Origin of the sequence: Chromohalobacter sp. 11-W, assembly GCF_029889905.1 — a bacterium.
Classification (GTDB): domain Bacteria; phylum Pseudomonadota; class Gammaproteobacteria; order Pseudomonadales; family Halomonadaceae; genus Chromohalobacter.
In genome coordinates this window covers 1-22233 of record NZ_JARANZ010000009.1, presented here as the reverse complement: position 1 = coordinate 22233, position 22233 = coordinate 1, and the positions used below count along the sequence as shown (strand labels likewise).

The 22233-nt window shown below is 56.8% G+C and carries 17 protein-coding genes and 1 pseudogene; 1 reads left to right on the top strand and 17 read right to left on the bottom strand.

Annotated features, from left to right (window positions below; genetic code table 11):
* Positions 1 to 22: 22 nt before the first annotated feature.
* Complete coding sequence (ppa, locus tag OP494_RS13105; protein WP_280541359.1) at positions 23 to 553, bottom strand: inorganic diphosphatase; 531 nt, start codon at positions 551 to 553, stop codon at positions 23 to 25.
* A gap of 187 nt (positions 554 to 740) precedes the next feature.
* Between ppa and OP494_RS13100 the strand changes: the two genes are divergently transcribed.
* Complete coding sequence (locus OP494_RS13100) at positions 741 to 2462, top strand: bifunctional protein-serine/threonine kinase/phosphatase (RefSeq protein ID WP_280541357.1); 1722 nt, start codon at positions 741 to 743, stop codon at positions 2460 to 2462.
* Between the two features lie 170 nt (positions 2463 to 2632).
* Here OP494_RS13100 and OP494_RS13095 read toward each other — a convergent pair whose 3' ends face one another.
* The 16 genes and pseudogenes from OP494_RS13095 to OP494_RS13020 form a co-directional block, all read right to left on the bottom strand.
* Entirely contained in the window at positions 2633 to 2857 is a 225-nt protein-coding gene (locus OP494_RS13095; protein WP_280541355.1) for an SEL1-like repeat protein, read from the bottom strand.
* An 8-nt stretch (positions 2858 to 2865) separates the two neighbouring features.
* Positions 2866 to 3420 (bottom strand): tetratricopeptide repeat protein, encoded by a 555-nt coding sequence (locus OP494_RS13090; protein WP_280541354.1) that lies wholly within the window; start codon positions 3418 to 3420, stop codon positions 2866 to 2868.
* Between the two features lie 11 nt (positions 3421 to 3431).
* The gene (locus OP494_RS13085; RefSeq protein WP_280541353.1) at positions 3432 to 4145 is read right to left on the bottom strand and encodes a hypothetical protein; all 714 of its coding nucleotides are present in this window, start codon (positions 4143 to 4145) and stop codon (positions 3432 to 3434) included.
* Positions 4146 to 4354: 209 nt separating this feature from the next.
* Positions 4355 to 5203 (bottom strand): tetratricopeptide repeat protein, encoded by an 849-nt coding sequence (locus OP494_RS13080; protein ID WP_280541352.1) that lies wholly within the window; start codon positions 5201 to 5203, stop codon positions 4355 to 4357.
* Entirely contained in the window at positions 5200 to 6981 is a 1782-nt protein-coding gene (locus OP494_RS13075) for a hypothetical protein (RefSeq protein WP_280541350.1), read from the bottom strand. Before OP494_RS13075 ends, OP494_RS13080 begins: the two co-directional genes overlap by 4 nt.
* Positions 6981 to 8557 (bottom strand): annotated as a pseudogene (locus OP494_RS13070) (T6SS effector BTH_I2691 family protein). The gene OP494_RS13075 and the pseudogene OP494_RS13070 overlap by 1 nt, the downstream one beginning before the upstream one ends.
* The gene (locus OP494_RS13065) at positions 8554 to 9453 is read right to left on the bottom strand and encodes a DUF4123 domain-containing protein (RefSeq protein WP_280541347.1); all 900 of its coding nucleotides are present in this window, start codon (positions 9451 to 9453) and stop codon (positions 8554 to 8556) included. Before OP494_RS13065 ends, OP494_RS13070 begins: the two are co-directional and overlap by 4 nt.
* A 2-nt stretch (positions 9454 to 9455) precedes the next feature.
* Positions 9456 to 10502: a type VI secretion system Vgr family protein gene (locus OP494_RS13060; RefSeq protein WP_280541346.1), complete on the bottom strand. Its 1047-nt coding sequence runs from the start codon at positions 10500 to 10502 to the stop codon at positions 9456 to 9458.
* A gap of 34 nt (positions 10503 to 10536) precedes the next feature.
* Positions 10537 to 11610 carry a DUF6708 domain-containing protein gene (locus OP494_RS13055; protein ID WP_280541344.1) on the bottom strand — a complete coding sequence of 358 codons (1074 nt, stop codon included), beginning with the start codon at positions 11608 to 11610 and terminating at the stop codon, positions 10537 to 10539.
* A 1-nt stretch (position 11611) separates the two neighbouring features.
* Positions 11612 to 14308: a T6SS effector BTH_I2691 family protein gene (locus OP494_RS13050; protein ID WP_280541343.1), complete on the bottom strand. Its 2697-nt coding sequence runs from the start codon at positions 14306 to 14308 to the stop codon at positions 11612 to 11614.
* A 171-nt stretch (positions 14309 to 14479) separates the two neighbouring features.
* Positions 14480 to 15514: a DUF6708 domain-containing protein gene (locus OP494_RS13045; protein ID WP_280541341.1), complete on the bottom strand. Its 1035-nt coding sequence runs from the start codon at positions 15512 to 15514 to the stop codon at positions 14480 to 14482.
* 12 nt (positions 15515 to 15526) lie between these two features.
* Entirely contained in the window at positions 15527 to 16492 is a 966-nt protein-coding gene (locus tag OP494_RS13040) for a hypothetical protein (RefSeq protein ID WP_280541339.1), read from the bottom strand.
* Between the two features lie 5 nt (positions 16493 to 16497).
* On the bottom strand, positions 16498 to 17544 hold the full coding sequence (locus tag OP494_RS13035; RefSeq protein ID WP_280541338.1) for a DUF6708 domain-containing protein: 1047 nt from the start codon (positions 17542 to 17544) through the stop codon (positions 16498 to 16500).
* A 12-nt stretch (positions 17545 to 17556) separates the two neighbouring features.
* Positions 17557 to 20292 carry a T6SS effector BTH_I2691 family protein gene (locus OP494_RS13030; protein WP_280541336.1) on the bottom strand — a complete coding sequence of 912 codons (2736 nt, stop codon included), beginning with the start codon at positions 20290 to 20292 and terminating at the stop codon, positions 17557 to 17559.
* A complete protein-coding gene (locus tag OP494_RS13025) occupies positions 20289 to 21206 on the bottom strand; it encodes a DUF4123 domain-containing protein (RefSeq protein WP_280541335.1) in 918 nt (305 codons plus the stop codon). Before OP494_RS13025 ends, OP494_RS13030 begins: the two co-directional genes overlap by 4 nt.
* A gap of 12 nt (positions 21207 to 21218) precedes the next feature.
* A partial coding sequence (locus OP494_RS13020; protein WP_280541333.1) for a type VI secretion system Vgr family protein occupies positions 21219 to 22233 on the bottom strand: 1015 nt, incomplete at its 5' end.

Below are 22233 nucleotides of genomic sequence, written 5' to 3'. Positions count from 1 at the left end.
TGTTGGGCTGGCGGCGAACGCTTCAGGCTTTGGTATAAGCGTCGGCTGCTTTCTCGATCGCCTTGCGGGCAGCGTCGGCGCCGTCCCAAGAATCGATCTTCACCCATTTGCCTTTCTCGAGATCCTTGTAGTTCTCGAAGAAATGCGCGATTTGCTGGCGCAGCAGCTCGGGCAAGTCGGTGACTTCCTGCACGTCGTCATACAGTGCGCTCAGCTTGGAGTGCGGAACGCAGACCAGCTTGGCGTCTTCGCCGGCTTCATCGGACATGTTGAGTACGCCGACCGGGCGCGCACGAATTACGCTCCCCGGCTGCACCGGATACGGAGTCACTACCAAAGCGTCGAGCGGATCGCCATCGTCAGCCAAGGTGTTATTGATGAAGCCGTAATTGGCGGGATAAAACATCGGCGTAGCCATGAAGCGGTCGACGACCAGCGCGTCCATGTCCTTGTCGATCTCATACTTGATCGGCGCGTGATTGGCGGGGATCTCGATCGCCACATAGACGTCGTTGGGAAGATCCTTGCCTGCGGGAATGTTTTTGAAACTCATCGTCGAGTCCTTGCGGTTTGCAGGTTGAACACCAGCGGGGGAAAATCCGAGAAATTATACGAGTAGCGTCCGGCGTTTACCAACCGACGTGGGATGTAAATGGCATCATGCAATCGTCGTCTTGCGTTGTCATGCTCAGCGAACACGGGAATTATCCGTCTCATCATCATCGACAAGGAGACGATCGTTGACGGAAAGCAGCCTTTCTATCAGCTTCGGTCAGGCATTCGTGGCACCGGATCGGCGTCGCCATCGCAGTTCGATGTCGGTGCAGATACCCGGCGGTTCGCAATTGTCCGCCAAGGGCGCCTGCGCCCTGATTAGTGACTCCACCTGGCGTAATGCTATCGCCAAGCAGGCCGGAGACCTGAGCGTACGGGGCTTTCTCGCCGATTACTACTCAACGCCGGAGCATTGGGACGTCAAGACATCGGCGCACCGCGTGCTGCGTGCCCTGAATGGTTGGAGCTATAGCCAAAGCGCCTACATCGAAGGCGGCAGTTATATCTGTTCACTGTCGGCCATGGTGTTCCGTCATCGTGAGGTGCATCTCTTTCATATGGGGGACACGCTGGTGTTCCGCCTGCGGGGCGCCGAATTCGAGCAAATGTCCCGCGATCATGTCACCGACCTGGGCGGCTACCGCTATCCGTCACGTGCGTTGGGCATGGACGGTAGCCTCGACATCGATTACGTGACGGATTCGCTCAAGCAGGGCGATCTTTTCCTGTTCACTACCCAGGCTGTGCGCGGCACCTTGTTGCCCTCGGACTTCGTACAATTGATCCGTGCCGATGTCAGCGACCTCGATGCGACCTGCGAGCGCTTGGCCGAGGCGGCGCTGTCCCGGGCGCAGGAACGCGGTTACGGTGGAGACCAATTCTGCTTCCAACTGGTGCGCATCGATCGGTTGCCCGAGGAAGTCGAACCCGAGCATCCCGTGCCGTTGTATGGTGACTTGCCGGTGCCTCCCGAATTATCTCCCGGTGAGCGTCTCGATGGATTTGAAGTGCAGGAGGTGTTGTCGCGTACGGCCAAGTCGCGCGTCTATCGTGTCCATGATGCGCGCAATGAGCGCGAGATAGTGATGAAAGCGCCTAGCCCTGAGCTTTCGCTGCGCAATGCCTATCAGGAGCATTTCGCGCTTCAGCAGTGGGTGGTGCAGCGCGTCAACTCGCCGTTCGTGCCTAAGATCGTGGAGCCATCCCGCCCGCGCCGTTACCAGTATTACCTGGTCGACTATATCAAGGGCGAATCGCTCAGCGATTGGGCGTTGCGACATCCCCAGGCCAGTCTCGGGGCACGCCTGGATTTGGCGCGTCAATTGGTCAAGGCTGTGCAGGCGCTGCATCGCCGTGATGTGCTGCACCAGAGCATTCATCCCGACAACCTGATGGTCGATTCACATGGCCGGTTGGTGCTTACGGATTTTGGCGCTTGTCACCTGCGCGAAGGTGATAGCCAGCAGGGGGCTCGCGAACTTGCGCGTCAGGTGGGGTTGAACGAGCACAGCGCACCGGAATACGCGCTGGATACCGAAGTAGGGCGGCGCAGCGATCAATACGAGCTGGCCTCGACCATCTACTGGTTGTTGACCGGGCATCAGCCCTATGCGCTGGCGCCCAACGAGTTGCGCAGCCATACTGACCTTGAGCGCATGAGCTACACCAGCGCTCGGCGCTACAATCCCGCCATCGATACCGAGCTCGATGGCGCTTTGCGGCGTGCGCTTGATCCCCAGCGTGCGCTGCGCTTTCGCCGCCTGGGCGAGTTCGCCTCTCACCTACGCACGCCCAAGCGCCGCGACGACCGCGAAGCCCGCCAGCCATGGCAGCAACCGGCCACGCTATGGAAAGTCGTAGCCGGTGTGCTGCTGCTACTTTTGTTGCTGTCGTGGTGGCTGGGATAAAACCTTCGGATATGCTGGGGCGTTGTCGAGCACGCATTACGACCAGCGCCATGATCTTGTCGTAACGGCCGGACCCCATTATGGTTCCGGCCACTTGGACAACACGAAGGCCATGTTCGACTGCTCATCGAATGCTGGCTAGACACTGCCAAGGGTGCGATAGGCCAGTATCAATCGGCACGACGGATGAGACCGCCTCCGACCTGAACGTTATGCTCTTCCTGCCAGGCCTGTGACTGACGGATAGCCTCGTCGATCTGTTCCTGGGTCATTTCCTTGGCGACACGATGTTTGCCTTCAGCGCCAGCGTTGCCACTTAGATCGAAATATTTATAGGCTTTGACGAGATTCTTATCAGTACCAACACCTTCCTCGTAAAACTCAGCCAGCTTCAAAAACTGTACTAGGCGAGAGTTTCCGTACTTAACTGAGGCTGCTTTTTTTTCCACTCAAAAGATAACTTATCGTTACGCTTGACGCCATCACCATCTCTATAAATAACTGAAAGACTGGCTGCTGACAGTTGGTCGCCATTCTTGGCAGCCTTTTTAAACCACGAGATGGATTGCTCAATATTTTTATTAAAAACATCCTGAAGCACCTCCCCTTTATATGCACGACCAAGAGCTCTTTGCGACTTAATATACCCACCCTCGCCAGACTTAAGCAGTAAATTTCTAACCTTGCAAAAGTTTTTATCGACTGACTGACCCTTATAATACATGGTTGAAAGTGTATATCCAGCGTCCATAACCCCCGCTTCCCAAGCATTTTCTAATAATGAGAGCGCCTTCTTTTTGTTGGAGTCGATGCCCCACCTATCGTCCCCGCTTAAATATATCATTCCCATCATGTATTCTGCTGACGGTTCCCCTTCCTTTACCTGACTTTCAAGTTTTGTCCTTCCAATTTTCTCATAAGATGAGTTAAGGTCGTCCCCCGTCGGATCTGTAAACAAAACATCTGCGTTTACAGTCGAAGGTGTAAGAATAAAAAAAGTGCGACAAAAAACATTTTAATCATTACCAAACTCCACCTTGAACACATCATGGCTTCTTGCTTTGCTGGCACGCAAATCATTAAAAACCACGTCCAGAACAACTTGGTCAGACAGGGCCTGTTTTTCAAAACCCCTTTCCATTTCCAGAAAAAACTATCCCTTCTAGATTTGACCACAGGGTATTCTTTTTTCTCTTCTTCAAAGCTGGTATCGGCCACGTCCCTCTCTATTATAGGGGTCTCCATATTTTCTGTTTTGATAACTTTATGACTGTACAGCTCCTTGTTACCATCAGGACAGAAAAGAGAGAAGGTCAGTTCAAATCTCTCGACATGTGGAACGCTCAACTTCAATAATATTTCTCTCTCGGAACTAGGCCCTGGCCCTGCATGACTGGCCTCTCTCCAAGACAATTCTACCACCACCCCCTGAAACACCATCTCCAGCGAGCTCTGTTCCGAGGCCATGTCCTCGAAGCGTTGTATCTGGCCTTGATGGTGGCCGACCAAACTGCGGTTGATCCACATCTCGACGGAGGGGGCAACCAGGGTGACCAGCCAGTAGCCGAACACCAGGGTCACCAGGCTGACGAACAGACCGACCACCAGGCTTGCAGCGACACCAATGCCGATCACGAGCAGGGTGGCGATGCCGCCGAGTACGCCAACGCTCCCCAGGATCATGCCATGCTCGGCGCTGAGGGACTGGCCCAGCCGTGAGGCATGAGCGGCATCCGTGAGTTTTTTGATGCCGTCCCAGACCGATATGGCCTACATCCCCCACTGGCCAGACTGACACTGGCTCCCATTAGAATCGCCTAATCTGTCCCCGTGTCGTCATCGGTGAACATACCGAATGCTGGCTAGCAACTGCCAAGGAGGCGATGCAAGCATCAATCGGCACGACGAATAAAACCGCCACCAACCTGTACGTTGTGCTCTTTCTGCCATTCCTGGGACTGGCGGAGGGCTTCGTCGATCTGTTCCTGGGTCATTTTTTTAGCGACGCGCTGTTTGCCTTCAGCGCCAGCAGTCCCGGTCAGGTCGTAAAACTTGTAGGCTTTGATAAGGTCCACCTCAGTACCGATGCCTTTTTCATAGCTTTCAGCCAATATGGAAAATCCACTCCTGTTTCTTTTTTCGTATTTATTGAAAACGCCTTTTTTCAGCCATGAAAAGGATTTTTTTTGATCCTGAGGAACCTTTTCACCTTTGTCGTACATGTATGATAATTGTCCGGCGGATTCTCTATCACCAGCATTCCCCGCCTTACTGAGCCAGTAGATGCCTTTTTCGACATCGTAAGGGTAGAGCTTCGCCCATTTCTCATCCACATAGGCCAGGCCCAGCATGCGTTGTGCCAGAATGAAACCTTCCTGCGCCGTTTGAGTCGCTAGCTCTCTTGCCTTATTGATGTTCTTTTCCGTGCAAACCCCATTATAATACATGGTTGCCAGAGTATAGCCAGCATCAGTGATGTCCTTCTCCCAAGCGTCTTGCAAGAAATCGACAGCCTTTTCGCAATCTTTCTCGATATGAAACTCTGGCGCCCCTTTTATATAAAAAATACCGAGGAATAATTTTTTTCGGTTCGCGTCAGTCGTAGATAAATCTTTAACCTCTTCCTCCGAAAGCTTATCGATGGCCGCGCCAAATGCCTTTCCCGTTGGATCCTGAAACAGGATGTCCGCTTGTACGCTACTGGATAGGCATAGCACAATGCTAAAAATCAAGTATTTCATGTGCGCATTTCTCCTTTGCTTGCTCTGTCTTCGATTTTTAAAACAAGGCTATCACTACTAAACGTATGAGTATCCGAGGACCTGAAGTCGATCGTGAGCTCGGCCAATTGGGTCAAAGTGTTTTTCTCGTATACGTGTGACCATTCCGCCTCGTAAACCTTATCTTTCAGCGTGAATTCTGGCCGGTCGCTTGGCCCTCTACTTTGGGTCATGCCATATTCCGAGTTTGAGGCAAGTGATAGCGCTTCACTGTCCCGGTTCTTTTGATAGGTCCAGTCAAAAACTGCTCGCAGGCTTTTCTCACGAGGCTCAAATTTCAGCCCCAGCTCAATGGTATCCAGCTTCGGTACCCGGACCTTCAGGTTGATTCGCACCTGTTGGCTGGCTTGCTCGATGTCTGCTTCCATGCCCGCCGTATCGATATCGTAGGGCGACCTGACATATTGACTGACATTGGGCCGTACCGGCTCCCACGACAATTCCACGACGACGCCCTGAAACACCATCTCCAGCGAGCTCTGTTCCGAGGCCATGTCCTCGAAGCGTTGTATCTGGCCTTGATGGCGGCCGACCAAACTGCGGTTGATCCACATCTCGACGGAGGGGGCAACCAGGGTGACCAGCCAGTAGCCGAACACCAGGGTCACCAGGCTGACGAACAGACCGACCACCAGGCTTGCAGCGACACCAATGCCGATCACGAGCAGGGTGGCGATGCCGCCGAGTACGCCAACGCTCCCCAGGATCATGCCATGCTCGGCGCTGAGGGACTGGCCCAGCCGTGAGGCATGAGCGGCATCAGTGAGTTTCTTGATGCCGTCCCAGACCGATATCAGGCCGGCGGCCGCGCCCAACAGGTGGCCGGTCATTTTCCAGGAGGCATTTCTTACTGCCCGGCCGAGCGCGCCGGCCTCGCCGTCGCCCAGGCTGGCAGTGCGAATCGTGGTGTAGCCCTCGATGGCCTGCATCCCTCCACTGGCCAGACTGACACTGGCACCTATTAGCTTCGCCCAATCGGGCCCCGTGTCGTCGTCGGTGAACAGTGCCTGGTCCACCGCCAATACGGTGTTCCAGAACACCAGGCCCAGCGCCATGATCTTGCCGTAACGGCCGGAACCCGCAACGACACCCGCGACGTCCCTGGCGCTTGTCGACAGATCTGCCCAGCGCTGTCGTTGCTGATCGGGGCCGAAGGTCTCGTCAAGGGCTCCGTCGGTCAACCGCTCAAGGACACCGGCGTCCAACGCGAAACAGGGCAGGGCGACATCGACGACGTGGCCGGTGTCCGCCATTGGTGCGGTGAAGTTGCCGCTGCCCCCATCCAAGGACTTCAGGGCCTGGCTGGTGTCCACGCCTTGGGGCGACGAGTCGCTGAAGCGCGTCACCCACTGCAGCCACTGGTGATATTCCGCCAGGGACAGACGGACGTTGTGCAACTTCTGTGGTGGCGCCTTTTCCCCTTGGACTTCCGGATCGCTCATGTAGGCCAGTTGTGCATAGCGGATGAAACACGCCAGCGAGGCCTTGGACTCAGTGATGGGCAGCCCCGCCGCTTCATAGGTCACCAGGGAGGCGAACGAGTTGCCAATCGTGATCGCCAGCGCGCCTTGAACGGGCCGCAGGCGGTTGCTGATCTCTTCCGGGCGTGGCGTGCGGTGCGCCAGTGTCCTGGCCTCGGCCTGGGTGGACCGGAAACGCTCGCCCCAGTCTGCCAAGGTCGCCGGCGTCAACGTCTCGGTCGGTGCCTGTTCGCTGGCGGTGGCTTGTGCCTGGCTCATCAGCGTTTTCTGGTTGGGAACAAAGCGCTCAGTACCAGCGAGTCCGAGGCATCGACGTTGCGCGCCAGTTGCTGCCACAGGCGGCCGCTGGCGGATGATAGGATGCCACCGCGCAGCCCATTGGCCAGCAACCCGCTCAGCCCCATTCCCATCCAGTAGTCGGTGCGGCTGTAGCGCCCGATGACCGCGGGAAGGTGATCCCGAACCCAGAGCGCGTAGTCGCTATCGTGCAGCGCTAGCAGTGCCTGGCAGATGTCGGTCTGCTCAAGATAGCCGGCATAGAAGGCATTGAGTGCTTCTTTGTCATACAACTCGGCCAGTTGACTCTGGTGATCCGCGATGACCTCATCGGCATCTTCTCGATCAGCCTGGTGGCGCTCCCTCACCTGGCGTATCAATTGCTCATAGCGCTTTTCCATGGCGCTGGCATTCTGCGCGACGAAATCGATGTTCGCTTGATTACCTTCCCGACGCTGCTTTTCCAGAGACTCTTCGAACGCTTGTCGCTCTTCGGCGCGTTCCTGCTTCAGTCGTTCGATCTCGGCATCGCGTGACTGGCGTTCCTGCTCGTTGTAGTTTCGCGCGAAGTTTTCATGGAAAGCGTCGATAGCCTGTTTGCACAGCAGCTTGCGGCGGTTCGTTTCACTGCCTTGAACAAAATCCTCGGTCTCGGCCAGCGCCTGATGACGATAGGCGTTGAGCTCGTCGATGATGCCGGCTTCGTCCTTGACGGCTAGAATCAGCCCTCTGCCCTGATAGCGACTGGCCGCATGGTCGAGCCGCAGGTCCATGGCGTCTTGCAGATCCTGGCGGCTGTAGAGATCGCGCTTCGGACCGCTGGACCAGAATTGGGTACCGAGATCTTCTGCGCCCTCGCTGTACTCGGCCACCATGGCTAGCTCGTCGGTGCCGTAAGCAAAGGGTTGTGACTGTCCGGCGACCCAGGCCCCGATGTCGATCTTCTGCATGTGCCGATCACGCCACGCCGGGTCACTGCCGATCATACGGATATGCTCGATAGGCCAGGCGTGTTCGCTGAAGGCATAATAGAGTGTGCCACTTTTATCCGGACTGGGCAGTGTGACCAGTGAGGCGTGCAGGGCGTCGTTGGCCTTGTCCTGACAGGGGAATTCGGTGCTCTCCAATGTGGGGGCTGCGCTACGGGGAACTGGTAATACTTGCCATCGCTGGTGATCGCGTAAGCGTACCAGTACATCCCGTCCGGATTGTCCTGATCATAGAAATAGAGATAGCCTTGACGCAGTTGGCGCAGGATATATTTGTTGACTTGGCTGGACGTACTGTCCGTGATCCACGGGCGGACCTCGTCGTCGACGGTCCGGATGTGTTGGCCGTTCTCGTCCCACGCTTTGTCGAGCCCGATGTCGGTGAACTCCCGGATACGCTCTTCGGGAAGTTCAGGGACTGGACGGTTGCGATCGTTGCGCTGACACACTGCGTAACGGACAGGCAGTATTGGCAGTCCCTTGCGTTCGCAAAATTCGCACTGACCGTTTTCAGTGCCGCTTGTTTCCCCTTGGGCGGCATACTGACTGACCCTAGATGCCTGCGTCATGTCACGATGTCTCCTTCATCGTTCGTAATCGTCTCCCAGTCGCGCTCGGAGAGACGGTTCGTCAGTTCGATATAGCCTGGACGGTCCTCGCCCCGGCTCCGCAGTAGACGCTGCATGATCGGGTGCTGATAGAACGTCTCGTGTATCGTCAAGCCGTGCAGTACGAAAGCGGTCACGGCTGTCCGCTCATGTAGTCCGTGCACCTGCGCTGCCACGATCAAAGCGTCGATTCGCATGGCATTGACCCCTGCGGGGCGGTCTGGCTCGGGTAGCGAACGGCAGAGTTCCAGGCACCGATTGATCTGCCCGATACGTTGAATTGCTTGCCACTGGTCCGTTGTCAGCTTAAGGCTGCCGAGATGGCGTCTATCGTCATGCGGCTCGATACAACGCAGGCGCCCATGCCTATCGAGATAAACCCAACGGTCGATGGGACCCAGCAGGGCAGAGAGCTGGGACGGTTGCAGAATACGGGGGAGTTGACTCATCACCCGGGGATCGTAAAAGCGCAGTAGCGCCCGTCTGTTCTCTGCTGTGGTTTGCGCTAGCTGTCGGCTGATATACGTCGCGACAGTTGAGCGCGCCTGTTGGGTGAATATCCAGCCGCAGAAGGGCGCGGGTTCGAGTAGGCTCTCTGGGCGTTTCGCCTTTTCCTCGGCCAGTTCGTCCTCGAGGTCGAGTGCGGGCGTGATTTTACGAGCCAGAGGCCATAGGTAGAGACACTGTGCCGGCGTCTGCGCCAGCAGTGGGTTTTTGATCACCCCTGCCTTACCAAGCGTTTCGGCGCTTAGCTGCCGTTCGGGCGCTGCGCAGGGATCGACCAGCCGGTAAAGCTGTCCGGCCGCCATGGCGGTCTCGGCCTCGGCAATGAATGCAGCGTCTTCAATGACCGGCATGATTAATTTTCCACCGTGCCATCACCGCCGCTGGCGGCAGCCTGATTCTTGCGAGGGCAAATGACGTTTTCGCCCTCCGGCAAATCGGGCATCGCCACGTCCATGCTCGCTGGACCACCGAATTGGTGTTGCGCGCCCTTGACGTCGACTTTGCCGGGGCCGTGGACGTCGATGTTGCCGCCTTCGATGCGGATATAGCCGCCGCCGCTATGCAGCAGGATGCCGTTGGCGGCGTTGATCTCGACCCGTCCTTCGGTGGAGGTGATCTTGACGTCCTTCTGCGCGGTCAACGCCATCGCATCGCTCTGGGCCTGCACTTCGACCTTGCCACGACCGGCGAAGAGCTTGATCCCGGCACGGTAGACGAATAACGAGAGCTTCTCCGAGATCGAGGCGACTAGGCTCTTGCCGGTGGCGATGTTGACGTCTTCGCCGCTGGCCACGCTGAGCGATTTGCCCTGGGCCAGGTGGGTCGACGCCGGCGTGCTCGCCGTGATCCCCGCCGGGGAGGCCAGGTGCAGCCAGGGCGCTTTCATGCGCGCGGCTTCGCCTCTTCCGCCGCTGTCCGTGGCGCCGGATGCGCTGTTCTGGTCGCTGCCGGTGAGCTGTTCGCTGTTGCCGTAGGTGTCGTCGGCGTCTGTGCCGGCCTGCTTGAGATTCGTCCGGCTGTCGAGCGCTTCGGCGTTGTGATCCTGGGCGCTCTGACTCAGCGTATCGGTGAGCTGGTAGGCGCTGTCGAGCTGCTGCTTCGCCGGGGTGAGGTCGAGCTGGTCGCCGCTGGCACCGAGCTGGCCCCAACTGGTGAGGTAGAGCCCCTGGTTGGCGCGGATGGCGCCATAGGCGTCGCTGCGCAGTTCGAAGCCGGTGCCACGGAAGGCGCCGCGGGTGTTGCCGGTCTGGTGGATTAGGTAGCCAAGGTTGAGCTGGCTCTTCTCGGCTTCGGAGTTGAGGCGCACGCGCTCCTGGTCGGTGGCGTCGTCGAAGACCAGTTCGTTGTACTTGCTGCCGCGATAGGTCTTGCTCTTGAACCCGGAGAGCAGGCCGTGCAAGTCGAAAGCCTGCTCCCTGTCTAGGTTCAGCGCTTCAAAAATACCCTCTGAAGCAGAAATACAGAATTGCCAGTACCTCTGCCCAGCCAAGCAGGTAGCAGAACAGCGGCCAGAGAATTTCCTTCGCGGTCAGCGGGCGCTCGTTGTGGCGATTACGCACGTAAGGGTCGTTCGGATCAACCCGACACTTTTCCTCGACCCACTCGGGCCAACGCGGCACGCGGCAGGTCCACTTGGCAATGATGCGGCCGGTGCCGGCCCACATGACCATGGGCGCAAAGATCAGCTGAACCGCACGGCTATCAGCCAGCACCTGAGTCGCCTGGATCAGCGAGTGGATGAAGCTTTCGCGCTTGCCATCCAGGTCCAGCAGACGCTGATCGACTTGGTAGGCCTGGATATGGCCGTCGGGTTCTTCCATATAGCGGCGCACCAGCTCCCAGATTTCCAGCACGCCTTTCATGCCCTTGAGGCCTTCATACTTGAAGAAGACCAGGTGATAAAGCATGTGGCCGTTGCGGTCCTTCACGTATCCTCGGATTTCCTCACGCGACATGCCCCGGCGATCCTGAGACTTGGTTGCCTGGCTACTATAAAACTGAATGTCATCCCAATTCATGGTGACGATACCCATATCCTGCGACCAGGCGTAGACCTTGCGATCTCGGCGATTGAAGCGCATGGGGTAGTGGGTCTTACGGAACATGTCCCAGCGAATAAGTATGTTTATTATAGGAATAATGATTAATGATCCTAAAAGCAAAGCAGTCATCGCCAAGAGGAAAACAAAAATAGGAAGGCGATCGCTGTGATTAGATATAACATATATAAGTGCGGCGATACCAAAAGCAGATGGCGCCGCCCCCATAAGGCCGAAGAAAGAATTAACGCCTCTCAAACGATTGCCCGCATCAACGACCTCTAAGTAAGTGGAATTCAATGCGATAACCGAATCGTTAAAGTGTGATTCGCCTCTATCGAGCTTTCTGCTTTTATCCAAAGACTGGGCTCTGCCATCCCATGCGCGTCCTTGGGACATCGTGCTGGAAAATCCCCAGTTGGCTTTTATTAGCAGGTTGCAAAAATCCCTAGCATTCGTGGATTGCATGTCACGCTTCCTTTTGTGTCATTTCTTCGAGGTGTTGTAGTTCGGCTTCCAATCTGGCATCACCCGGCCCAGGATTACCACGTTCACCAAAGGCACACTCAGCCAACCACTCCTGTAGATCATCTTCCGTGTAAAACCAGATGGCGACAGTAGCTGCGACAGCTACAACACCTAGTATGGCACCGCCCCACCAGAGCAGCGGCGCTGCCCGGGCTATCAAGGATAAAAGCATTGAGGTGCTACCAGATACCTTTACCGCGGCACCAATACCAGCAAGAAATAAAGCCAAGGTTGCCCCGACAGTAGAAAGGCCGGAAGTGATATAAAGAGCGCCGATTACCGGCTTGTTCTCACCGACATTCTCGCCCCCCTCCCACAGATCCATTGCTCCTAGAATGAGCCCGCCAGCCAGACCAAACCGTGCCCCGAGTTTTAGCAAAGACTTGCTCATCCTCTGAAGCAACTCCCCAGACTCTTGAAAGGCTTTCTGAGCATGTTCTAGAGATTTTCCCACCACATCAGCCAAGCCACTACCGAGTGCCAACCCCATGCCGAGGAAGCGACCTTGAACCCGCACACCTCCATGAATAATGCTGTCCGTGCGTGTGAAGAAATCCCACATCGTTACGCCAGACAGCGCTACCCCCACGATACCCGCCGAAAACTCCAGCCTTTCTCGTCCCGTCAGGCTGATAGCGGATGGCGAGGATGTCTCAGCCATAAATTCCTCTAGCGGAGTGAGGTCTATCTGGCGTATATCGAAGGTAACCGGGGGCTCCCCATTGACCGCGATGAGTGAGCGCGCCTCTACGCGCATCTTCTGCTGGAACTGACGCAGCTCGCTCTCGCCCCAGTCGGGGTGGATCAGCTTGAGCGGCTCGCGCGTTCGGGATAGGGCTTCCTCGAATGTCACGCTGGTTTGGGTGATCTGAACCGAGCTTCCCGAGATCATCCCCAGGGTGAGCAGAAATGGCGTCGGGTTTTGTTCTTTTGCCACGACACTTTGCATTGGTCCCAACACATGGCCGAGCATTCTGGCGGGCGAGGCAACCTCATCGGGGTAATCTTCCGTCAGGCCAAGATAAGCCGCTATCAATGGCCCCCAGGGCAGGGTGGCGGGGTTATTGGGTTTGGCACCGAAATCGACGTCGCTCGCTGACATGATTTGCTCAATCAAGGCCTTCTGGTTCAGTCCCATTCCCCGCAAAAGCAGGTTGCTATTGTCGATCTCGCTCGCCGATAGCCATTCGACGTACTGCTTGAAAGCTGGGGCGTAGCTCTGGGTGCCCAACAGCACGAAGGAGATGACGGAGACGAAGGGGATCCCCGACTCGACCTGCTTGTCATCGAATCGGCTGTTGAGGTAAACCAGCAGTGGATTGCCCGTCAACCAGCTCACATAGGCCGACGCCAGTGGCCGCATGTTATCTGTATCGTATTGTGATAACTGCTTACGATAGGTGTTTTCCATCCAGTCGTCAGGCTCGCCGGGGCGGAGCTTGTCGCCGTACTTGCCCCAGGCATCGTCGGCGGCCTCTTCGAGTTCCTCCTCGCTGATGCTCTTGTAGGCTGCCAGCCGCGTGGCTTCGACATCTCGCCGATAGGCGGGGTCTTCTTTCTGCCGACGTTCGAAATTGGCTTTGGCAGCATGTGCCATGCCCGGCGGGCCGCCATAAGTACGGTAATACTCATGTTCGAGGTGATTCTCGACGATCTCGTTGGCCCGTTGCATCCGAGCCCGCTCACGAAAACCGTCACGCAGGGCATTGACGACACCCGCCGTGACGAAGGGGCGCTTGATGGCTTCCTGTTCGTTGAACTCATTCTCCCGGGCGTCGAGTAGCGCGGCGAGATCACTGGTAACCCCGGCCGGGTCGTCGAGGACGAACAGCGCCGGCGTCATTTCACTTGGCCCGGCCTGACGCTGTGACCACTCGACGAAACCCTCGACATCGTCGCGCATGCCGTTGACCGGTGCGAGACTATGGCTCAACGCACTCACCTCCGTGGTTGGCGTTGGGTTGCCATTATCGGTGCCGTTCGACTGCCGCGGAATCCAGGGGAAGTTGGCTTCGGCCACCCGTTCTCCGAGTTCGCTGAGCGGTCGGGTATAGTCCGCCGAACCGCCTTTCCATTGCGGCATGGACAGTTTACGCATGCTGTCACGCCGGCCGTTCTCGTTGGTGGCGTGCTCTTTCCATACACGTTTGGTCCAGCGGTCATCCGAGAACGCGAAATAGAGCGCTTCGGCCTCCTGGGCCGCGGGTACCGTGATGCAGCGCCCCGGATAGACGTGATCAGGGTTGGCTCGACACGGAAACTCCTCGTCCTCGACCGGGGCGTTGATATCGGCATCCAGTGGCCCCGGCGCGTTGGGGTCGAGTGCCAGCAGCTCGTCATTGGTGACATCGATGTAGCGACTGAGAAACCCTTCGTCGGTGACGTAGTACCCTTGCCAGCGCCCACGGGCGGCGTTGAAGACATACAGAAAGCCTTCTCGCAGCAGCCTCAGTGTGTAGTGCTGACCTCCCGACAGCGCGATCTGCGATACGGCATCATCCTCTAGATCCGCCGGCAACTCAGGGGCGCTGATGCTGACATCGTCGCTACGCGCTACGGCATAGCGCACGGGCAAGATCGGCAGGCCACCGCCGCCACAGAAGCTACAATCCGGGCGAGGATTATCAGCGCTACTCATGTCCGCTCCTTAACTCTGAAATGAGGATGTTCCATTCGGTTTCAATCAATGCGAGATTGATTTGCTGCATGTTCCGAATGAGCGCATCGATGGCATCGCTGACATGGCCGGTCACCCGAGTGTGGACCACCTTGCAGTTGGCGGTGATGCTCAGTGCTGGACGCACGGTTTTTACATGGCGTCGATAATACTGGTGACTGTCCAGGTAATTGCCGCAACCAAAATGATACTCCCGATGACGAAGCCGATGACGGGAACGGTCTTCCTCTCAAAGGAAAGCTTGCCATTGTCACGCCAGTCTTTTTGATAAGGGTCATTGTCCGAAATGCGACATTCGGCTTCGATGCCTTCTGGCCAGCGGGGCACGCGACTAGTGTACATGGCGATTAACCGCCCCCAGGTAATCAAGGCAAAATATGGGCAGAAGGGTAGCTGCACTAGGTAAGGCGCAATAGCCGCAGGGCTAAAGCCGCCTATGATGCTATATCGTAACCCCTCGCGGCGTTCACCAATGGGCCAGCAGAACTGCGTTAACTTATGATTTTTTTTCACGCCATTTTCGTCTTCCATATAGCGGCGGATGTACTCCCAGAGATCGAGCAGGCGCTCTTCTGCTCCCGAGTGGGGCATGGCTAGCGTGAACGTTTCTCGAACGGTCTCGCCATCTGCGTCAAGGACATGCGCTCGGATGTCGTAATCTTTTTCACTCAAAGGTGGTTTGCTGGAAGCTTTGTGGATAAACAAGTCGTCCCAAGAGGCTTTGATAATATTGCCATCAGGTTTAAAAGCATACACCATGCGATTTTTTCGATTTAGACGGATTGGATAGTGGGTTTTACGAAAAGCTTCAAAATAAATTAGATAAGAAAAGGTAAAGCAAAAGCAAACCATTAGAGATATTGCAATCCATATTAAAAAAACACCCCAGGAATCACCTATTCCTGAAATGGCGCTCATAGACATCAGGGCAATTGTGAGAGATGGGGAAAGCCCAATCACCCCATAAATAACTGCATGTCCTTTGTCGGCATACCATCGATCAACGAGTTCCACGTAAGTACTATTAATACGTATCACGGAGAGGTCGTCATTAGGCTCTCTGCTGGCCGTGTGTTCTTTGTCGAGACGGTTTCGTCTCTCGTCCTCTGTTAGTGGGCGATCCGTCTTGTACTTCCACTTATACGGCCCCAAGCCGGTAAAATTCATACCCGATTTCTCCTATTGATCGGTCAGGACCTCAAATGCATCGGTTTCCGCTTTCAAGCTAGAAAACTGTTCATTCGAATCTTCGACACCGAAGTAGCATTTTTCAACCCACTCCTGAAGCGCATTGTTGCTCCATAAAGCAATAAAGATATTGACCACTACCGCGATTGCAGCCAACAAGACCCCAACTCCTGTAACACTTAAAATCGTTAAGAAAACGAAAGCTCCCAACCCGGAAACGGCTGAAGCCAGATAGAGTGACGCAAGGCCATACTGGCCTTTCTGAACTTTATCTATAAAGTTATACCCATCCCAAACAGCCATGATCGCAGCGGCTGCAAAGCCAAAAGCCTTGCCCAGTCCACCGGCAGTCCTGCGCAGTATTCGACCTAGGCCCTTGGAGAGCCGACTAGTTACACGATGGATGCGTTCCAGAATGGCATGCGCGGTATCCGCCACGGAGCCGAACGCACCGGGGACCAGTGCCCCAAAACGCCATTGCGCCTCGGTGCGGCCATCGGCTGTTGCCTCGTCCATGGCCTTTGCCTGCGCCATCAATGCCCAGGTGCCAAATGCAAGGCTGACGATACCTAACTGGGTGTTGCGGTCGGCCATGCTGCCCCAGACCGATCCGTAGGTTCGCTGCCACTCGTTGTAATCCAGCACGGCACTGGCGGCGCGGTTGGTGGTGGTGAGCGAACCGCTGGAAGAGTCGAGTTCCTCGAGAACGAGGCGATCATGCACGATGCTGATGTCCCATTCACCGCCCCCGGCGGCTTGCATACGCCGCTGGCTGCCGCGGGTCTGGATTTCCAGCTTGCGTTTGAGCAGGCTCTGGTCGGTGTCCCTCAATGCGGGATTGATTCGCTGCATGTCCCGAATGAGCGCATCGATGGCATCGCTGACATGGCCGGTCACCCGGGTGTGGACCACCTTGCGGTTGGCGGTGATGCCCAGTGCAATAGGCGCCGGGCGCACGGTATTTACATGGCATTCGCCATGCTGGTGATAGTGAGGTAGATGGCAGTAATAGCAATAGTACTGCCGATCACGAAACAGATCACCGGCCAGGGGCCTTCGATAAAGGTAAATTTTCCGTTATCGCGCCAGTCCTTTCGGTAAGGGTCGTTCTCGTCTACCCGACATTCGGTCTCGATATCCTCAGGCCAGTGGGGGACACGACTGGTGTACATGGCGATCAGCCGACCCCAGGTGATAACAGCCCAGAAAGGTGACATCAGAGGCTGTGCGATGTACGGGGAAAATGCAGCAATACCAAAGCCCCGAACGATCCCGAAATAAAGACCTTCGCGACGTTCACCCACCGGCATGCAGAGATCGGTGGTCTCATGATTCTTTTTAACGCCTTTGTCGTCTTCCATATAACGGCGGATATATTCCCATAAGGGGAGAATACGATCCTCATCACCAAAAAAAGGATAGCCAAGAGCGAAAGTTTCTCGAACTGTCACGCCATCTTTATCCAGGATGTGGGCGCGAATATCGTAGAATCTTCGGCCCATCAAGGGTACATAGTGGCTGCCTTCACAAACAAACAGGTTGTCCCAAGGCACCCTGATAATGGTGCCGTTGGGTCGAAAAGCATAAATCATGCGGTTTTTGCGATTAAGCCGGATGGGGTAGTGCGTGCGGCGAAAAGCCTCGAAACAAGAAAGATATAAAAAGCCTAAAAGAAAGGAAGTGCAAAACAGTAACATTAAAGATAGAAATAATATCTCTCCTGGGCTAATGTTGGCAGCCATCTCTTTGGCAGTCTGTATTCCTATGGCAACTAAAGCAAGCATAGGTGCAGCCCCAATTATCCCATAAATAACTGCATGTCCTTTGTCGGCGTACCATCGATCCACGAGCTCCATGTAAGTACTATTAATACGTGCCACGGAGAGGTCGTCATTAGGCTCTCTACTGGCCGTATGTTCTTTGTCGAGACGGTTTCGTCTCTCGTCCTCTGTTAGTGGGCGATCCGTCTTGTACTTCCACTTATATGGCCCCAAGCCGGTAAAATTCATACCCGATTTCTCCTATTGATCGGTCAGGACCTCAAATGCATCGATTTCCGCTTTCAAGCTAGAAAACTGTTCATTCGAATCTTCAACACCGAAGTAACATTTTTCCATCCAATCCTGAAGCTCATTGTTGCTCCATGAAGCAATAAAGATATTGACCACGATGGCTGCAGCGGCCAGTACGATTCCGATGCCAGTCGCACTTAAAATCGTGAGTGCTATAAAGGCGCCGGCCCCAGCAATGGCTGAGGCACCATAAAGAAAAGCCAGTCCAATGTTTCCTTTTTTTGCTTGATTGAAAGCATTATATCCATCCCAAAATACCATTATCGCTGCTGCTGCAAAGCCCAATAATTTCCCGCCAACTCGGAACACGCCGCGCCATATCTTGCCGGCTTTTTGCGCCAGTCTTCCGCCTACCCGACGAGAGCGTTCCAGAATGGCATGCGCGGTATCCGCCACGGAGCCGAACGCACCGGAGACCAGTGCCTCAAAACGCCATTGCGCCTCGCTGCGGCCATCGGCTGTTGCCTCGTCCATGGCCTTTGCCTGCGCCATCAATGCCCAGGTGCCAAATGCAAGGCTGACGATACCTAACTGGGTGTTGCGGTCGGCCATGCTGCCCCAGACCGATCCGTAGGTTCGCTGCCACTCGTTGTAATCCAGCACGGCACTGGCGGCGCGGTTGGTGGTGGTGAGCGAACCGCTGGAAGAGTCGAGTTCCTCGAGAACGAGGCGATCATGCACGATGCTGATGTCCCATTCACCGCCCCCGGCGGCTTGCATACGCCGCTGGCTGCCGCGGGTCTGGATTTCCAGCTTGCGTTTGAGCAGGCTCTGGTCGGTGTCCCTCAATGCGGGATTGATTCGCTGCATGTCCCGAATGAGCGCATCGATGGCATCGCTGACATGGCCGGTCACCCGGGTGTGGACCACCTTGCGGTTGGCGGTGATGCCCAGTGCGATCAGTGCCGGGCGTACCGCCTGTTCGTCCATCACTTTCAAGACGGGCGCCATCACCGCACCTAGCAGGCGCCCGGGGGCGGCACGGGCTTCGGCCAGATCCTCGGTGGAGGACTGGTAACCCGACACCAGTCCGGTCCAGGGCAGGGTGCCTACCTGGTCGATGGGTTGGCCACTCGATTGAGCGTTGACCGCTTCTCGAACGACCCGAAGGTTGAGCAATATACCGCGCAGCAGCAGATTGTCGTCGGTGATTGTGGAGGCGGTCAGCCATTCGAGATACTGCTCAAAGGCCGGACCATACTGCTGCGTGTCCTGAAGGCATAGCACCAGCGTATCGGCAAAGGCTTGCCCCGACTCGGCATCCCGGTCATCGAAATGCGCATTGAACTGCGCGCGCACTGCGGGCCCGGTCAGCCAGGCCTGGTGAACGCGCACCAGCGGCAGCATCACGTTCTGGTCGAAACGCTCCTGCTCCAACTGAAACTGTGTGCGTTTCCAGAACTCGGGTTGGCCGTCCTGTAGTCGGCTGCGGTATTGAGCCCAGGCATCGTCGGCCTCGCGTTTTAGCTCCTCGGGCGTGATACTCTCGGAAACCTCTTTACGTGCTTTATCACGCTCCTCTTTATAGAAGTCTGTGCCTGCCTCCCGGCTTGCCTCCAGACGGTCGTGATAAGCGTTGATGCGCTGCTGCTCCTCCCATGAAGGTTGCCCAGGGCCGGCGAAGATGGGCCGATGCAAGGGCCCCGATTCCACTCTTTTGTCGATATAGCGAAATTGAGCCTGCTCGCGAATCGCGGGTTCCAGTGCATCGATCGTGGCAGCGGTGGCCAGTGGCCAGCGCCGACCATCACTGTTCATGAACTCTTTCAGGCGTGACGCCATCAGCGTCGACAAATCGACCGTGATGCCGACCGGATCTTCGAGGCCCACCAACATGGGCGTCATGTCCAACGGCTCGGCCTGCTCATCGGCCCAGCGCTTGAGCCCCTCGACTCGTTCCTTCATGCCGTGAAAGGAAAACGGGCTGAAACTGAAAGCAGTTCCCTGGTAACTATCCTCCCCCCAGGATCCCGTACTTCCCCGGTTCCAGGATCCGGAGCTGCCATGCTGATTGGGTAGCGTCCAGTGATAGTGCGCTTCAGCCAAGTAGTCGCCGATCTTGTCCAGCGTGTCGGCGTATTGCGCGCTGCCGCTACGCCACTGGGCCAGCGAGATCCGGCGCATGGCGTCGCGCCGACCGTTTTCGTTAGTCGCATGCTCTTTCCAGACCCGCTTGGTCCAGGCCACATCGGAGAAGGCCAGGTAAATCGTATCGGCACGGTCGGCATTGGGGATCATGATACAACGACCGGGGTAGGCGTGATCCGGGTTGGCGGCGCAGGCGAACTCTGGCTCATCGGGGGGCGGCTGCAGCCGTCCATCGATGGGTTGCGGATTTTCGGGATCGATCGCCATCGCCTCGTCTTGAGGAAGATTGACGTACTCGATCAGGTAGCCCGCGTCGGTGACGACATGTCCGATCCAGTGGCCGCGTGTCTCATTGAACACGTAAAGAAAGCCCGAGCGTAGCAGCCTCAGGGTATAGTGTTGCCCCTCAGGAAGCGGCGTGGCCGTGAGACTGTCATCGGTCAGCGAGTGGGGCACGACCGGCCCGGCAGGCTCGCCAGCTTGATCTCGGCCATCGGTGCGCGTGACAGCGTAGCGCAGCGGGAAAATCGGCAGACCGCTGCGTTGACAGACACGGCAACTGCTAATGGATTGGACGTTACCGGACGATCCCGTCATGTTGATTCCTTGAGTTCTAAAGCCATGGTGTGCATATCTATCGCCGACAAGTTCTCGCAGATGAAGGAGTAGCGCGCCTCCGTTTCACGAACTTCGTCAAGACGTCTTTGAAGAGCCGGATGATCGTGAATACGTGGATGAAAGCGCGCTGCTTGTTCGGCATATAGGCGGCGGTCGTCCGGATCGGTCATGCCGAAATGTGTCTGGGCTTCTTCCAGCAGGCGATCGAGCCATCGGCAGTTCTCGAACGTGGTTGCCGATTCCGGAGCCAGCATGTTCAGGCGGCCCAATGTGGTGTTGAGCATGGCCATTCGATCGATGGCGGCCCACTGCTCGTCGGAGAGCAGGGGCGTATTGATGGCAGGCTTTTCCACTTGGCAGCCGGCCAGTGAGGACCAGTGTTCGTGCGGTGCTGGCCAGTGCCAGCGTTTGATGGGTCCCAGCAGACGGTTCATCTGGGATTCGTCCAGCAACCAGCACAGGTGCTGAAATATCGCCGGATCGTAATAGCGCAGCCACCACTTCTGGCGACTTCCCCAGCGCGTCTGTTCCAGTGTGAAGCGAAAGTGCTGGAGTATGTCTTCGGGCGGGGCATCGCTTTGAAGCAATGCCGAGAAAAGGCAGTCACCCCGTCGCTGATAACGCATGAGCTGTGGCAGCAGCGACTCCCGTTGCGTGTGGGACAACCTCTCCAGACAGACCAGTTGTGGCAACAAGTGGTCGCGTACTTTCACTGACGGCGTTTTCAGTGGCTGGCAGGAAAGGTCTGCTATGTCCGCCTTTTCGACCCGCAGAGGATTTAGGAGCGCGTACTGACACTCCATTAACCATTGCGGATCGAACGCGTCAGCCGTTTCCACGCGGTGGGTCGGGCTGTCGGCTGGGAAAGAGCGACCGGTTTCGTAGGATGACATGATCGCTCCACTCTAGAGGGGGCTGGCGCCGGTCGAAGCCGCGTCATCGCCGGCAAATTGGGTTTCGCATGCCCCCTCCGGCAAATCGGGCATCGCCACGTTCATGCTCGTCGGTCCGCCGAATTGGTGCTGCGCGCCCTTGACGTCGACCTTGCCGGGGCCGTGGACGTCGATGTTGCCGCCTTCGATACGGATATAGCCGCCGCCGCTATGTAGCAGGATGCCGTTGGCGGCGTTGATCTCGACCCGCCCTTCGGTGGAGGTGATCTTGACGTCCTTCTGCGCGGTCAACTCCATCGCATCGCTCTGGGCCTGCACTTCGACCTTGCCACGACCGGCGAAGAGCTTGATCCCGGCACGATAGACGAATAACGAAAGCTTCTCCGAGATCGAGGCGACCAGACTCTTACCGGTGGCGATGTTGACGTCCTCGCCGCTGGCCACGCTGAGCGATTTGCCCTGGGCCAGGTGGGTCGACTCCGGGGTGCTCGCCGTGATCCCCGCCGGGGAGGCCAGGTGCAGCCAGGGCGCTTTCATGCGCGCGGCTTCGCCTCTTCCGCCGCTGTCCGTGGCGCCACTGGCGCTGTCTTGCTTGGTATCCGCGAGCTGTTCGCTGTTGCCGTAGGTGTCGTCGGCGTCCGTGCCGGCCTGCTTGAGATTCGTCCGGCTGTCGAGCGCTTCGGCGTTGTGATCCTGGGCGCTCTGACTGAGCGTATCGGTGAGCTGGTAGGCGCTGTCGAGCTGTTGTTGGGCCGGGGTGAGGTCGAGCTGGTCGCCGCGGGCACCGAGCTGGCCCCAGCTGGTGAGATAGAGCCCCTGGTTGGCGCGAATGGCGCCATAGGCATCGCTGCGCAGTTCGAAGCCGGTGCCACGGAAGGCGCCGCGGGTGTTGCCGGTCTGGTGGATCAGGTAGCCGAGGTTGAGCTGGCTCTTCTCGGCTTCGGAGTTGAGGCGCACGCGCTCCTGGTCGGTGGCGTCGTCGAAGACCAGTTCGTTGTACTTGCTGCCGCGATAGGTCTTGCTCTTG